Source organism: Mesorhizobium sp. LMG 17147 (genome assembly GCF_024297145.1).
Taxonomy (GTDB): Bacteria; Pseudomonadota; Alphaproteobacteria; order Rhizobiales; family Rhizobiaceae; genus Mesorhizobium.
On the sequence record NZ_JANCTC010000038.1, the window covers coordinates 1 to 13,783 of the forward strand.

Here is a 13,783-nt window from a genome sequence, read left to right on the forward strand (position 1 = left end):
TCTTCTTCAGATCGTTGGTCAGTTCCTTGCCGTCGACGATGATCTTGCCCTTCTGGTGTTCCTCCAGCCGGTTGATGCAGCGGATCATCGTCGATTTGCCGGAGCCCGACGGGCCGCAGATGACGATGCGCTCGCCGCGCATCACCTTTAGATTGATGTCCTTCAGCACATGGAATTCGCCGTACCATTTGTGCATGGCGACGATGTCGATGGCGACATCGGTGTCAGAGATATGCATTTTCTCGGCGTCAACTTTGATTTCTTCGGCACTGATCGCATTTTCTGTGGCCACTAGCCTGTTCCCTTGTTGATTGAAATTGCAGTGCTATAAAGCGGCCCGCTTAGATAAGCTGAACAATCTGAGACCGGAGCATAAGGTTCACTTGAAATAATTTTGCGGGTGCCATCTAGAACAATGCGCCTCCGATCGAGCCAAGCACACCCTGATGCAAATATTTATTTCTTAAATTTGCTTTCCAAGTACCGATTAAGAGAAGACGTAAGCATCGTTAGGATAAGATAGATAGCCGAAACTACTACATAAATTTCAAACGGCTGGTAGGTTTCTGCAACAATTAGCTGTCCCTTGCGAAATAGTTCCTCATAGCCGATGATTGCTACGAGACTTGTGTCCTTGATAATGCCCACCGCTTCGTTGCCAAGGGAGGGTAGAGCGCGCCGAAACGCTTGGGGAAGAATGACCAAGGTCCAAACATACAGTGGGCGGAGGCCCAGCGCGTGTGCTGCGTCCCATTGACCGGTTCCCAATGACGTTACGCCCGTGCGCAAATCCTCTGAGACGTAGGCCGCAATATAAAGACTGAGTGTCAAGACGGCGGCATAAAATCGGTCAAAACGGAACGGAATACCAAAGTCCTGCAGCAGCGAGGGAATTCCGAAATACACCATAAAGATCTGCACGAGCAGAGGGGTTCCTCTAAAAAAATCGACATAGATCGCACAAAAAAAACTAATTATCCGATTATTACTTAATCTGCCGACCGCAATTAATGTACCAAGCAATAGAGCTAGGGCGTATGAAATGACTGCCAGCAATACAGTCAACTTCGCGCCAATTAGAAGCGTCGGAAGACTGTCGATCATAACCTGAAGATGCGCCATTACATTATCTTACTTTGCTAAATCTGAATAATTAAATCTCCCCCTTGGCGGGGGAGACTTTCTGAAAAATGGGAACAGATGTTAGAAATTCAGAACTTGGGCGGCTCAGTTTTGAACCATTGTTTGTAGATTGCTGCATATTCGCCGCTGTCTATCACTTTCTGCAAGCCTCGATTTACGAGGTCAACATTTTCGGAACCCTTCGGGAACGCGATCCCGTATACGTCGGTTGATACATATCCTGGCACGACCTTGAGGCCCTTCGCTGTCCCTGCAGTAATGGCGTACTGAGAGGCAAGCTCATCACCTATAACGGCATCGGCATTTCCGTTTGCGAGTTCAAGAAGGGGCGCATTTGAACCGTTGAAGGTTAGTACCTTCGCCCCCGGGATCGTGCCGGCCAATGTAGCTGGCGCTGAACCGATCTCGACCGCAATTCTCTGCCCCTCGAGATCCTTCTTGCCGTTGATAGTCGTGTTGTCTGCGCGAACGATTATCACGAGGCCAGTCTTGAAGTAGGGCTTCGAGAAGTCGATCGACTTGGATCTTTCCTCCGTGGCCACCATGGCAGCGATGGCGCCGTCGTACGAGCTTGCCTTCAGTGCTGGAATGATGCCATCGAACGGTAAACTCTCAAGTTTTGCCTTAAATTGGGCAGCTTTGCCAATTGCGGCTAGGAGATCGATGTCAAAGCCGACCAGTACGCCATCCTTGCTGAACTCGAACGGAGGGTATGTGGGGTCGGTAGCAAAAGACAGTTCCTTCAGATCCTGAGGCCAGGCAATGGAAACATGGGATAGAGAAGTGAGCATGATGATGGCAGCTGCGCCAAACATCTGTTTTGCGTGCGAGCGGAAGCTGAAGTCCATAACTTCTATCCTTATTTTGGAGGCACGGCGCAACTGTCTGAGATTGACGCGTTCGATTCAACGGAGACGAGTCGAACTTTGGATGCAGGGCGGCGCAACTGTTGATGAGCTTGGGTCGCCGCCCTTGGGAGCCGCAAATCGCCTTTGATCAAAACCAGGTCCATAAGTGCGGTGACAGTGGCGTCGTTTTCACAGAATGCCGCACAGGGCTGACCGTAAGCGATGTTCCGACGGCACCTTTCGGGGATCGGCGTGAAGGACGATGTTCGGAGCCTTTGAGGGCTTCGACATATGACGATTTCAGAGCTTACGCTTAAGTCGAACGATTTGCAGCCGGTGCGCCGGTTCGAGGTGTTCACGGGCTCCGGCCGGCGACGCGAGTGGCCTCCAGAGGAGAAGGCGCGGATCGTTGCGGAGAGCTACGAGGCTGGTGAGACGGTTTGTGCTGTAGCTCGCCGATATGCGCTTTCCCCGCAGCAACTGTTTGCCTGGCGCCGAGCTGCGCGTCAGCCCTCGGCAGAGGCGACGGCATCAGAATCTCTGTTCGTTCCTGCGGTGGTTGCAGCGTCCTTGCCGGAACCGGTGGCGCAGCGCCCAGCACGACCACGGAAGCAGAAGACGGTCCGCGACGCCGGCGTGATCGAGCTTGAGATCGACGGTGTCGCCATGCGCGTTGGCCATGGCGCCGATACCAAGACGGTGGCTGCGGTAATCCGCGCGCGCTTAAGGCAACGACGTGATCGGGCCGACGGGGTGCGGTCAAGGTAATGGTGGCGACAAAGCCAGTCGACTTCCGCAAGAGTGCGGAGGGGCTGGCGGCGCTGGTGCGATAGACGATGGGGGCCGATCCGTTCAGCGGGGCCGTCCACGTCTTCCGGGCGAAGCGGACGGACCGGATCAAGCTGATCTTCTGGCACGGCGTCGGCTCGATCCCTTATAGTCGGGCGGCCGGCTTTTTGTTTTACTCGGTGTTGCTCGACATCTCGACGCGCCGCATCGACGTGGTGAACCAGACCACGAGGCGTGCAGCGCAACAACATCTACACTTTGCCGGCACTACCGCACCTCACGATGGTTAGGAGCAAACTGAAGCGTCTACAATGATGGAACGAAAATATCCCGCCATGGTTATATGTACGGATAGGCGGGGTGTATGTCTTGAGTAGATTTAGATCACTGCATAGTGCTGCAATGAAGCTCAAAGAGGACTTTGAAATCTTCGCGCCCGTTGTCTGGCTTCTTGGGTTCTATGTGCTTGGCGCGATCGCGCTCTATTCTTTACGGCTTTTCGACGTATTCTAACGCTCCTGCCAAGTCCATCGAATCTGGGGGCCGATATTGAGGCCGCCAGAATCCAATGGAACTGCCAGAGACTGTTATCTCCTTCAAGGCATCTCGAATTTTGTCTTTCGCCTTACCCACGCCTTTTTGAAGGCTTCCTTCGGCCTTGTCAGCGGCTCCATCAGCGCGAAGCTTATCATCGCCCGTTGCCTTGCCGATCTTGTCCTTCACCTCGCCGCGCAGTTTCTTCGCGGAACCCTTAACTTCGTCCTTGTGCATAGTTTTTTCTCCTTTTGCAGAACTCCATCGCCGTTGAAACCAAGCAGGTACAGGATATGGCGGCGAACGAGCGTTTCCAGAACGGCACGCTGACCCGACTCGATCGGGTGCAAGATAGCACTGTCGGTCTGTCGAATGCCGTGCCAGCGCTTACGGCGACCCTTCAGGCCGTAGCCGAAGAGCGAAACCAAGCGCCCGCCACGCTGATGCCGACACGCCGTGGAAAAGGGAATAGACCCAGTGGACCGCGCCCACCCGCTTCATCCATTCGGCTGATGCGGCGTGACATGGAAATCCTCACACTGGCGGACCCACGACTTCACCGTCGTTCGCCTGCTGGCTAGTCCGCCCCTCGGCCTGGCTGGCGGGCTTTCTTTTGCGTCCGCCACGAACTAGCGCACCTCTGCTTGATCCGGATGTCGCCGACGAGGCTCCCACTTCTTCCGTGCGTCCTGGCGACAGGAGACGTACTTACCGCTTCGATCTGACAAGATCCTACCCGGGGAGATTGAGTCAACGGTTTGTAAAAGCGGTACAATTGCAGCTCGGCATCGCCTTCCCAAAGTTTGCGGCTCAAGGAAGGGCCCGGCCGTTCCTGTCGTCATGCATGTCAGTGAAGATCACGTCGGCTCATCCCCGAGCGAAGTCTCAACGCCGGCCAGCGGTGCCTCCAAGGTCCAGGTGATCCCATGCGGGCCGTACTCGATATTTCCTTTTCCCCCGACTGATTCGGGCGCCACCCGCTTCAACACTACGGTCCCAAAGCCACCTTCGCCGATCGTCTGCACCTCAGGGCCGTCTGTCTCGGTCCAGCTCAGGTGAAAGAGCCTCGAGGCACCGGAACCCGTCGTTTTCCATGTGACCGAAATCTGGCCCTCATTACCCGAAAGCACGCCGTATTTCGCCGAATTGGTCGCGAGTTCGTGGAAGGCAATGCCGAGATATTGGACTGCATTCGGGCTAAGGATGATAGTCGGTCCGGACATTGAAATTCGCTCCTCATTGCCGAAGGGTTTCGCCTGCGACAACAGGAGTTCGAAGATGGTGACGCCTTTCCAGTCGCCCGTGACAAGCAGATCGTGCGAGCGCGATAGGGCCATGATCCGCTCGCGAACCTCTCGTTCGAAGTCGGCGGGGGTTTGGGCCCGCTTGTTAGTCTCGCGGATCATCGAAAGGATAACCGAATACTGGTTCTTGACGCGATGGTTGACCTCGCGCATCAGCATGCGGATACGATGCTCGTTTTCCCTCGCTGACGTGATGTCCCGGGCAATCTTCGAGGCGCCGATGATCTGCCCGATTGCGTTACGCACCGGCGATACCGTCAGCGAGACCGGAACCAGGCTGCCATCCTTACGCTGACGAATGGTTTCGTACGTTTCGACACGCTCGCCGCGGCGAATGCGCTCGAGGATGCGGGGCTCCTCGTCCTGGTGATCGGCTGGAATCAGCATGGTCACCGACCTGCCTATGGCTTGGTCAGCGGTGTAACCGAACAGACGTTCGGCGCCATGGTTCCAGCTCTTGATTATGGTGTTCAGATCCTTGCTGACGATGGCGTCGAACGAGGAGTCCACGATCGCTGACAGATGGAACCTGGCCTCTTCGGCACGGTGGCGATCGGTAAGGTCGAGCAGCATGTTGACGGCGCCGATCAGATTGCCGCCCTCATCCCGTATCGGTGTTGGAAAGGGCAGGAACGGGAAGAAGGACCCGTCTGGACGCTGCGCTACAGCCTCCTGATTGCGGACAGGCCGGTTTTCCTTGAGTGCTATCGCCATCGGGCACTCGTCGTGCGGCAATTCCTTGCCGTCGGGAGTGAACAGCTTGAACGTCACGCACCATTTGTCCTTGCCGACTTCTGGCTCCCTCCCGGCCAATTCGGCCGCGGCGCGATTGTAGTAGGTGATCGTCCCATGCTGATCGGTCGTGTATAAGGCAACCGGAAGGCCCTCGAGAATCTGGCGATGTGTGTTGTCCACGCGCGTCAGCTCGGTGCGCGCCCGCTGCAGGTCGGAAACATCGACTGTGAAGCATCTTGTGTTGATCAACTCGCCATTGCGGAAATTGCCGCTCGACGTGATTTCCACATGCTTGATCGATCCGTCACGGGCTCTCAATCTCGCGGGATATCTCGCGATCTTCTCGCCCCGGGTAAGCCGACCCAGAATGTCCTCGATCACGTCCCGGTCGGGATAGAATTCACCAATGTGGCGGCCGATGTACTGCTCCGCAGGATAGCCGAGAAGGTCCAGCTCTGCCTTGTTGGCATGCAGGATCACGCCGTCCGCGCTCACCAGATGAAGAGCAAGAGCGCCGTTCTCGAAGAAGTCCTGGTAGTCGAAATCAGTGTCGGCCTTGACTGATTCAGTGTCAGCCTTGACTGATTTTGATTCCTTGAAGGCGACCACATTTGCGTGCGGCAATTCGTTCACGTCCGTCCCCGCTCAAGTTTGAACCCCCATCAACTCCACCATGTCGGATTTTGTTCCGCTCCGCCGGTCCAGGTCGATCTATACGGACAGGATTTGCAACCAAGAGGGCTGGTGAGCAAGAGGTAAGTCCTATTCGGAATCACCGGAACATTCAGGTCCCGCCCTCGTTGAGTTTCTGCTCAAAGGAGAAGAACGATGCACAAGGACGAAGTTAAGGGCTCCGCGAAGAAACTCCGCGGCGACGTGAAGGACAAGATCGGCAAGGCGACGGGCGACGACAAGCTTCGGGCTGACGGTGCCGCTGACAAGGTCGAAGGCAGCCTTCAGAAAGGCGTCGGCAAGGCAAAAGATAAAATTCGAGACGCCTTGAAGGATTGAAACATAGGGCCCGCAAGTGAGTTCAGCCCGCCGTGCCGAAAGGTGCGTCGGGCTTTTTTGGGTTTACGGGCTGCTCATCGCCTGGCAAATGAGCGAAACCAAGCGATCGAGCGCATCCTTGTGGAGCGGCCTTGAGGGCGCCATGCAAGGAAATCATCCACGCTCATCCAATCAGCTGGATCGGAATCTGCGCCTGGCTGTCTGAACTCCACATAGAGATTCAGCTCGTCAGGGACGAAGACGATCCTCCATGATCTTTTGACATCGCTGGCAAGGCTATAGGCGAGGACGGTCAAGGCGATTACTCCTTCCCCCCAGTTTGCCTATCCGGCAGGGCAAATCCATCGCAAGAAGTTGGTATTGACAGCGCTTTTTTGCCATTGTCGGTAGTGTCTCGGTTTGAAATCTGACGGAATGCAATATGCATTTCCCATATCGAGCCGACCTCCTATATGCTTAGCGGAAAGCATGAGGTGGTGGCGATGGAAAACGCACAGGAATTGAGCCCGCATTGAAGTGCGACGTAGAGTTGGAACTGACCGGCCCCAACATAGGCACGTTAAACAAATGGGCAGCAGACGCCTTGCGCGCGTTGGCCGACCGCTTAGAGCGCGGAGAGTTCGAAGACGGGTTCAGCGACGCGAAAGATAACGTTGGGAAGAAAATCGGGTCGATCTACGTAGATTACTCTGAGGCGAATTTCTGATGGCCACCGGACCTAAAGGCTAGAAACGCTCCGGAGTCGCCGTCAAAGTAGATATGGCTGCGCCGCCCCAGCTACTTCGCAAAATGATCCATACAGGACACCCCTCAAGCCATCGGATCGAAGCCCCTACTGCAACAGGATCTTCATATTTTCAAAGTCGAAGGTAACTGCATAAGGCATGAAGAAATCGTGGCCGACCATGCCCGCGAGATGGAAGCCAAAAAGGTTCTCCCAGGGGAATGGCCCATCGTAGAGGCCCGGGACGTTCTCTTCCTGCACCTCTCCGAAGGAGAGGCGATGCACGACGTAGGGCACGGTTTTCAGCGTCCCGCCAGCGCCCGCCCCTGAAGTAGCTTTGTCTTCCTCAAGCTTTATCCCGGCTTCCTTGATCACAGACGCCGCCAGCTTGACTCCCGCGCCAGCCAGCCCTGTGTCGACGAAGAGAAGCGTAGGTGGAAGCGTCTCCACGCGCCCCCGGCCCACCATAAAATGGTCGCTTGCAATCCAGAAAGGGACCGCGACGCTCTTGCCCGAGGCAGCCATGAATTCCTTGAGGTTTGCCGCGTTTTTCCGGCGGAGGACGAGCTCGCCGTTCGGAAAATCGAGGGTCGCAAGGAAATGGTAGAAGAGCGTGGTGCCAATGATACCGTCGATCCGCTTGGCGTGGAGGCCTTCGGAGAGCTGGCGGAGGGGTAGCACCGCGACGGGCAGGTTCTTCACCGTCCAGTCGCCGATCGTAAGCGATTCGATCCGCCCTTGCTGAACCTCGGTGGTCTGGCCGCCGGAAAAAGTGCCTTGCACCGTTCCGAATAGTTGGACGCTAAGCTCCTTGGCGAAGTCCGTGTCGAGTGCAACCTCCGAGCCCCCGGTGTCGATGAAGAAAGTGACCTCGTCGCCCCCGTTTACGCGGATACTGACCAACGGTAGCGGATCTGTCCTCAGGAACTTGAGACGCATGATTTGCCCGTCGCCCTGCACCTCATAGGGTGTCTGGCCCTTGAAACTCTGCAACTTCGCAACATTGAGTGTCGGATACTGATCGACGATCAACTGGTTGGTACCCACGTCGACGCCATTCAGCGCAGCCGCCGCCTTTTCGAAATCGTCGCGGCGATAATAGGCCTCGGCGAGCATGACCTTGGGTTCGGCCTCGCCGGGCCCGAGGTCGATGGCCTTTTTCAGCCAACGCTCGGCATCATCAAGCCGGTTGGAAAGCAGCGCGATCCGACCCAACTGGAGCGTTGCCGAATAGTCATCGGGGTGGTCGGCGGTGATTTTGGCGTATTGTTCGCCTGCCTCAGCAAACTCCCCGGCCTTGAAGAACTGGTCGGCGGAATCGACCGGCGATGGCTTCTCCTCCGCTGTCGCCTGTCCCGAGAGTGCGCAAGGCGCGAGCACCACTAGGAGTGCGAGGCAAATTCTGGCGGATTTCATTTTTTCAGAGTCCGGCGAGGGAGGCGAGCGAGGGGCGGCGCGATGAGCGAAGCATATCAGCCAAGCGGCCGCGGCAGAACTACTTCGCTGCGGATATGCCGTTCCTCTACAGCCAACGGAATTGAGACCAATGTCTCTTTATACATTGCCGCTCTGGCGCTTTCTGAAAGTGGCCCGACCAGGAGTGACTTCCGGAGATCAGCCCAAAGCAGACTCTCGTCACCCATCGCGCAACGTGTTTATGAGTTCACGGCCTAGCGATTTATCGGCGGCTTTGGGCGGCTTTTCAGTGCACGCGCCTCGCGAGGCAATGATGGGCGGTCAATGCCAATCATGTCGACCAGCTCGCGCGCCTGAGCTTCCGTTATGCCGGTCTCCTTAGAGATCCACTGAGCCTGCAAATCCTTCAATCGCTCAACTTCGACGTTGTCCTCGTCCATGGTGCGCTGTCTCTTCTGACAACTCCCAACGGCCGGTAAGTCAGTTTGTTTCGTCGGCATCGCGGAATCACGTTACGTTCACTCTGGCTAAGTATATACGCCACGCTTCGCTGCTGGGTTCTGGCGATGAGAGCTAGGCCTATCTTTTCCAGCCCACTGGCGGAAATCTGTCCGAAAGCGTAAAATGGTAAACCGTTAGCCACACAACATGGCCGCTGACGGTTAGGAGTGACTACCGCACTCTTGGCCTGACAAGAGGCATTTGCGCGATGGCAGAAGAACAGCGCCCAGCCCTGAAAGCCGAAATCGTAAGAGATCTTGCGCGGGAGTCGGGGGCCACCGAACAACAAATACGCGAGATAGTGTCGCTGATCGGCTTCGATCGAAGCTCGATTATAAGGGAAGCTCGTCTGCTCAAAAAGAACAGATAACCGCGGGCGGCCACCTCGGAAGGGTTCCATCTAACTTCCGAATAGACTCTTCTGCCCGATCTCGTACAATGAACCGTCGCCTGCTTTCGAACGGCATAGGGGCGATTGAAAGTGTCGATCGCTTTCGCCCTAACGCAAAAGGGAGTTGGCACGATGCCATTCACAGGAATAGCTGACCCGGAACAGCTTAGCATTCTTCACCAAGCGCTGGACGAGTATTGCCTCGCGCATGGTATTTTGGATGAGCAAGGCCGTGACGATGTCGCCCGGTTAGTCATGTCAGCATTTGCAAATGGCGCGAATAGCCTGGAGGAGCTAAGGGCGTGGCTGGATATTCGCCGAGCGTCACTGAGCATCGGCGTCACGGATCTTCCCCGTCGCGGCGCGCCAGCCTCTCAACCTCCATAATAGCCTTAGCCAGCGCCTCGCCCTCATGCACCGGCAACGGTCCATAGAGCAGGTTGACCGCCTCCTCGCTCGGCAGCACGCCAGCCGGGCAGGTCATCTCGATCGCCATGCGAACGAGCTGCAGTCCGGTTCTTTCGCCATAAATGTAATTCTCATCCATCGTCAGAATACTGGCGCTGGTCTGGCGATCGTCAACGACCGGCAATGTCGACCGCATTGTTAAGGCTGCCCGGTGTCTTTCGTGCCGATCGCATCTGGATTGATGGCGATTTCGCCCCCAAAGCAAGCGCTCTGTGGATGGCAACACATCGAGCCGTTTTTCGCGGTGTGATCCTGCGTGCGGGGATGACGGGCAGCCGTGCAGGCAGGAGTTGGCCAACCACGCTAGCCACTAAGCCGCTCAGCCGAGCGTTGGCTGATCTCCTGCCTCCACGATCTTGTCGAGAACTGCTTCGGGCGCCACATCGCGCTTCAGTTCCTTCAATTCCTCGTCTGCTTCCGTCTGGATGTCTAAACGCTTGGCAATCTCCTCGACCATCTTGATCAGCTTGGTCGTCTCGTGTTCGTTGAGCAGGCTAACCTGGAGATCGAGATCAGCCCGCGCGTCATCTTCAGCGGCCATTCGGTTCTGGTTGATAAGCACAAAGGTGGAGAGAAATATTGCCTCCACGGACGCGAGCATGGCCAAGATGACTAAAGAAGGATCCCAAGCCTGAACGATCGGAGCGATACCAGTGTTAAAGGCGATCCAGCCGCCAAAGAAAACGAGATGGATGTAGACGAAGATCATGCTGCCGGCAAATCTGCTGATTGCGGCGGCGGCCCTTTCCTGAAGAGAAGCTGCTTTCGCCTCTCGCCTTCTACGCTCGACGAGAGCGTCAATGTTGCGGGCCAACGTCGGAGCTAGCCCTTCCGCGGCCAGCGTAGTCGGAGTGCCGCGAGCCATATCGTTCGAGGTGAAGCTGGGGTGCATAGGTCGCTCCTAATCTTTACACCTAACAATGCATTTTGAATTTTGCTCCATGCCCCCAAGGCGACGGCTAGATCGCATGTATCGACAGGTACTTTTTCGCGGGAGGTAGAGTCGAACGCGTAAACGCGAGCCTGACCTGATGCATTACGATTGGCCCACTGGAGAAACTGGGCGCCGCATCCAAGCACCCATGGCCTGCATGAAGGTGTAGGACCGGAGACTGCCCGCGTGGCATTTCTCAGCGCCGCCCCTGCCTTTTGATCGGGACCAGCCCCCGCTCTTCGCAAAAATCGCGGATCAGGGAGAAGCTGTGTCCCGTGCATAGATCATCGGGCAGGGCAACCTGGTAAGGCCCTCGCGGTCAATCTTGGCCGGCGAGGGCCGACGGCTGCGCATAGGTCAGTGGTGAGCGCCGGGCTTCTTGCTCTCTCTCAGATAAATGTCGGTCTGGTGGCGCATCGCATCCGAAAGCGACAACGCCAGATCGAGGTCTCCAGGGTAGATCGCCAATATCCAAGTGGCCGTCAGCTCCGCGATAGCCTGTTTCTGGCTGACGTCGGACAGGCCACGCATTTGCTTTGCCATCTTGCTGACGGCCCGGTGAATGGCGGCCCGCTCGCGCCTTACCGTGGCATATATCTCGGGCTGCTCGGATTCGGTCGCTGTAATCGGCTTCATGGTTGTATCTCCAATCTGCTGACAGTGAACGAAATGAGAACATATGAGTCAAGAGCCTCTTGACGGAACAGGAATATGTTCCCTTTCTAGAGGGATGGCGCACGATCCGATCGACACGCTGGGCAAGGCGACCCGGCACAACATGCTCGTCAAGGCAGAATGCAGCCGCGGCAATGTCCGCTACTGCCGCTCCGCCGACCTGATGATGGTCTATGGCGGCGGAGCCGACCCGCTGAAGCTCAAATTCGACTGCAGCCGCTGCAAGCCGACGGTGAAGGTCACCCTGCTCGAGGTGCATCCCGAACACCTGCCGAAGCGCCTGGTGATCCATAAGCCGATGAAGGTCGACGAGAAGATCCGTTGGACCACCGAGCGGTTCCGGGGATAAGGGCGTGGCAAAAGGCTGGACCCCGCTGGCAAAGCTCAAGGCCAAGCTCGGCCCGGACGCGCCAGCAATGGCCGATGACCTCATTCCGAAGCTGAAATGCGCCAAGTGCGGCGGCAAGCGCGTTGGAATGATCTATACGCCCGACACCAGCCCGAGCGCCTACGGCTGACCGCCCTTTGCATTCGCTTCTAATGCCTTGGTACCTATCTCGTCCATTGGCCGACTTAAGGGGTTCCGGCGGTCGATTCTGACACTGGCGCAGCTTCATCTATTAGAGTGTGATCCCGTACAAATTGCGTTCCAAGCTTTGCGGAATGGCACGTGTCGACGACCGTCCGGTTCTAACAGCATCCTACGGCGCTTCCTAGCGGGCTCTCCCTCGGCTGATGTGCCGGGGCGCTACCGCCGCTACACCGCGACGGTGGTGGCAAGCCAACGCACACAGTCCAACATTGCCACCAAATCAGAGCGGACCAGTTCCTTACTGTCCTCTCGCTCGCCGCTCGCGTCGCCTGGCTCAAGAACTAACCAGCCCCTGCGAGGTGAGTTGTATGGCACGGACATCGAACAAGCGAATCGTCTTTCGAGTTCATTTCCAGCGATATCACCCACAAGTCCTCAGCCAGACACAAGAAGAATTTTCAATATTATTGCATCCCTTCGTAATTCAATTTGTCCCGCGCCTCGATACAGATTCCAGCTTTTTCAAATACATGTTCCTAATCATGATTGAAAGCCGCGGCTCTTTCGTTAGTGCTGTCATCCAATCTTGGTTTGGTGTCCTGTCCAGGAGCGCTGCCGCGATATCAGCCACTAACGGCAGAGATGGATTTGTGGCCTCAAATTGGATTTGGTCATGGGCTGCAATGCGCCCTGCGTTCAGCACACGGGCGTAGATGCCAGTCCTCGACGTCTGGTGGTATACTCGAGGAAAAGATAAGTCTTCCCCAATGAAATGTGCGAGCTTGGCGCACGGAATGCGCGGGCCGGTGATTTCCAACCTCACCAGACCAATCTTTATTATGTCGCCGATACGAACGGAATGTTCGTTTGGCCCCTCGTATGTGACGGATTCACCGAAAACGCCGGGGCGCAATTTTTTGTTTAAACGCTCCTCCCAAAATTTGTAATTGTCCGTGCTGCAAAGCTGAATGGCGTGATCTCGGCCCTCCTCCGCTTCACGAGCGTAGTGACCATCTCCTACTATCCCTTGCTCGTCGAGCGTAACCTCCCCGTCGACAGGATGCTTCTCATAGGCGGTCAGTTTAATAACACCGAATATCTCTACTTCTACACGAGGTCCGATGTTTATTGATTCTATCATTGACACAGCTAGCCCTTCAATTTTATTCTCGTCTTTTTTACGAAATCTGAATTATCTGTGATAGAATCATAGTCATAACTCATGTAGATTTCTCACCGTTCTTGCTTATCTGCCGGATAGTAATTCAGTTATTTGATAACTTCTTTATTGATATAACACTGAGTCATGCACTGACGGATTGACAGGAGCTCGGCTACGATGATCTGCCGAAACGTTGCCTTCAATGCGCGAACATCGAACTTAGGATCGCGCACGATGCAACTGAGGATCGGAGGCTATCATTGGTCAAGACGGCGCGTTCCGCTTTGGCGCGCAGTAGAATGTTGAGCTTGGCCAGGGCATGCTCGATTGACGGTGTGGATAGCCCCTGCTTCTGGCGTTGCGCCGTGCGATAGTCGCGTTGTCGTCCGCGCCCAGGATCATGTCCGAGCTTGCCAGAGTCGGTATCGGCCTCAGTCAGGGTGTCGCGAGGCTACTGGGGCAGTGAACTAACTACGTGAATCCTCCGCTCAGCCCCGTCAGATCGCTCATCAGGCCGGACGCCACCGACAGCCGCGACACGGTGATGTCGCCGCCCTCGGTCAGCGCCTGCAGCCGCTCGCGGATGCGTCCGACCCGTTCGCCGCCGGCCTCCAGC

16 protein-coding genes are annotated in these 13,783 nt (G+C 56.2%); 5 read left to right on the forward strand and 11 right to left on the reverse strand.

Annotated features, from left to right (window positions below; translation table 11 throughout):
* The 3 genes from NMG46_RS29140 to NMG46_RS29150 all read right to left on the reverse strand — a co-directional run.
* Positions 1–292, reverse strand: a 292-nt coding sequence (locus NMG46_RS29140; protein WP_254820722.1) for an ATP-binding cassette domain-containing protein, incomplete at its 3' end; no start/stop codon positions are given.
* A 164-nt stretch (positions 293–456) separates the two neighbouring features.
* Complete coding sequence (locus tag NMG46_RS29145) at positions 457–1,122, reverse strand: amino acid ABC transporter permease (protein WP_254820723.1); 666 nt, start codon at positions 1,120–1,122, stop codon at positions 457–459.
* A gap of 89 nt (positions 1,123–1,211) precedes the next feature.
* The gene (locus tag NMG46_RS29150) at positions 1,212–1,991 is read right to left on the reverse strand and encodes a basic amino acid ABC transporter substrate-binding protein (protein ID WP_254820724.1); all 780 of its coding nucleotides are present in this window, start codon (positions 1,989–1,991) and stop codon (positions 1,212–1,214) included.
* 291 nt (positions 1,992–2,282) lie between these two features.
* Between NMG46_RS29150 and NMG46_RS29155 the strand changes: the two genes are divergently transcribed.
* A complete protein-coding gene (locus tag NMG46_RS29155; protein ID WP_254820725.1) occupies positions 2,283–2,759 on the forward strand; it encodes a transposase in 477 nt (158 codons plus the stop codon).
* Between the two features lie 68 nt (positions 2,760–2,827).
* Entirely contained in the window at positions 2,828–3,070 is a 243-nt protein-coding gene (tnpB, locus tag NMG46_RS29160; protein ID WP_254820726.1) for a transposase, read from the forward strand.
* A gap of 199 nt (positions 3,071–3,269) precedes the next feature.
* Here tnpB and NMG46_RS30100 read toward each other — a convergent pair whose 3' ends face one another.
* On the reverse strand, positions 3,270–3,551 hold the full coding sequence (locus NMG46_RS30100) for a CsbD family protein (RefSeq protein ID WP_368389332.1): 282 nt from the start codon (positions 3,549–3,551) through the stop codon (positions 3,270–3,272).
* Positions 3,552–4,171: 620 nt separating this feature from the next.
* The gene (locus NMG46_RS29170; RefSeq protein ID WP_254820727.1) at positions 4,172–5,986 is read right to left on the reverse strand and encodes a PAS domain S-box protein; all 1,815 of its coding nucleotides are present in this window, start codon (positions 5,984–5,986) and stop codon (positions 4,172–4,174) included.
* Between the two features lie 195 nt (positions 5,987–6,181).
* Between NMG46_RS29170 and NMG46_RS29175 the strand changes: the two genes are divergently transcribed.
* Positions 6,182–6,364 carry a CsbD family protein gene (locus tag NMG46_RS29175; protein ID WP_254820728.1) on the forward strand — a complete coding sequence of 61 codons (183 nt, stop codon included), beginning with the start codon at positions 6,182–6,184 and terminating at the stop codon, positions 6,362–6,364.
* A gap of 832 nt (positions 6,365–7,196) precedes the next feature.
* Here the strand turns inward: NMG46_RS29175 and NMG46_RS29180 are convergent.
* The 5 genes from NMG46_RS29180 to NMG46_RS29200 form a co-directional block, all read right to left on the reverse strand.
* On the reverse strand, positions 7,197–8,504 hold the full coding sequence (locus NMG46_RS29180; protein ID WP_254820729.1) for an aspartyl protease family protein: 1,308 nt from the start codon (positions 8,502–8,504) through the stop codon (positions 7,197–7,199).
* A gap of 254 nt (positions 8,505–8,758) precedes the next feature.
* Positions 8,759–8,944: a hypothetical protein gene (locus NMG46_RS29185; RefSeq protein ID WP_254820730.1), complete on the reverse strand. Its 186-nt coding sequence runs from the start codon at positions 8,942–8,944 to the stop codon at positions 8,759–8,761.
* Positions 8,945–9,736: 792 nt separating this feature from the next.
* The gene (locus NMG46_RS29190) at positions 9,737–10,000 is read right to left on the reverse strand and encodes a hypothetical protein (RefSeq protein WP_254820731.1); all 264 of its coding nucleotides are present in this window, start codon (positions 9,998–10,000) and stop codon (positions 9,737–9,739) included.
* Between the two features lie 183 nt (positions 10,001–10,183).
* Positions 10,184–10,756, reverse strand: a complete 573-nt coding sequence (locus NMG46_RS29195) for a DUF1003 domain-containing protein (protein ID WP_254820732.1) — start codon at positions 10,754–10,756, stop codon at positions 10,184–10,186.
* A 399-nt stretch (positions 10,757–11,155) separates the two neighbouring features.
* Positions 11,156–11,434: a hypothetical protein gene (locus tag NMG46_RS29200; RefSeq protein WP_254820733.1), complete on the reverse strand. Its 279-nt coding sequence runs from the start codon at positions 11,432–11,434 to the stop codon at positions 11,156–11,158.
* Positions 11,435–11,528: 94 nt separating this feature from the next.
* Between NMG46_RS29200 and NMG46_RS29205 the strand changes: the two genes are divergently transcribed.
* Positions 11,529–11,822 (forward strand): hypothetical protein, encoded by a 294-nt coding sequence (locus NMG46_RS29205; RefSeq protein WP_254820734.1) that lies wholly within the window; start codon positions 11,529–11,531, stop codon positions 11,820–11,822.
* Positions 11,823–11,826: 4 nt separating this feature from the next.
* Positions 11,827–11,991, forward strand: a complete 165-nt coding sequence (locus NMG46_RS29210; RefSeq protein WP_254820735.1) for a hypothetical protein — start codon at positions 11,827–11,829, stop codon at positions 11,989–11,991.
* Positions 11,992–12,489: 498 nt separating this feature from the next.
* Here the strand turns inward: NMG46_RS29210 and NMG46_RS29215 are convergent, their stop codons facing one another.
* Positions 12,490–13,146: an MOSC domain-containing protein gene (locus tag NMG46_RS29215; RefSeq protein ID WP_254820736.1), complete on the reverse strand. Its 657-nt coding sequence runs from the start codon at positions 13,144–13,146 to the stop codon at positions 12,490–12,492.
* Positions 13,147–13,783: the final 637 nt, after the last annotated feature.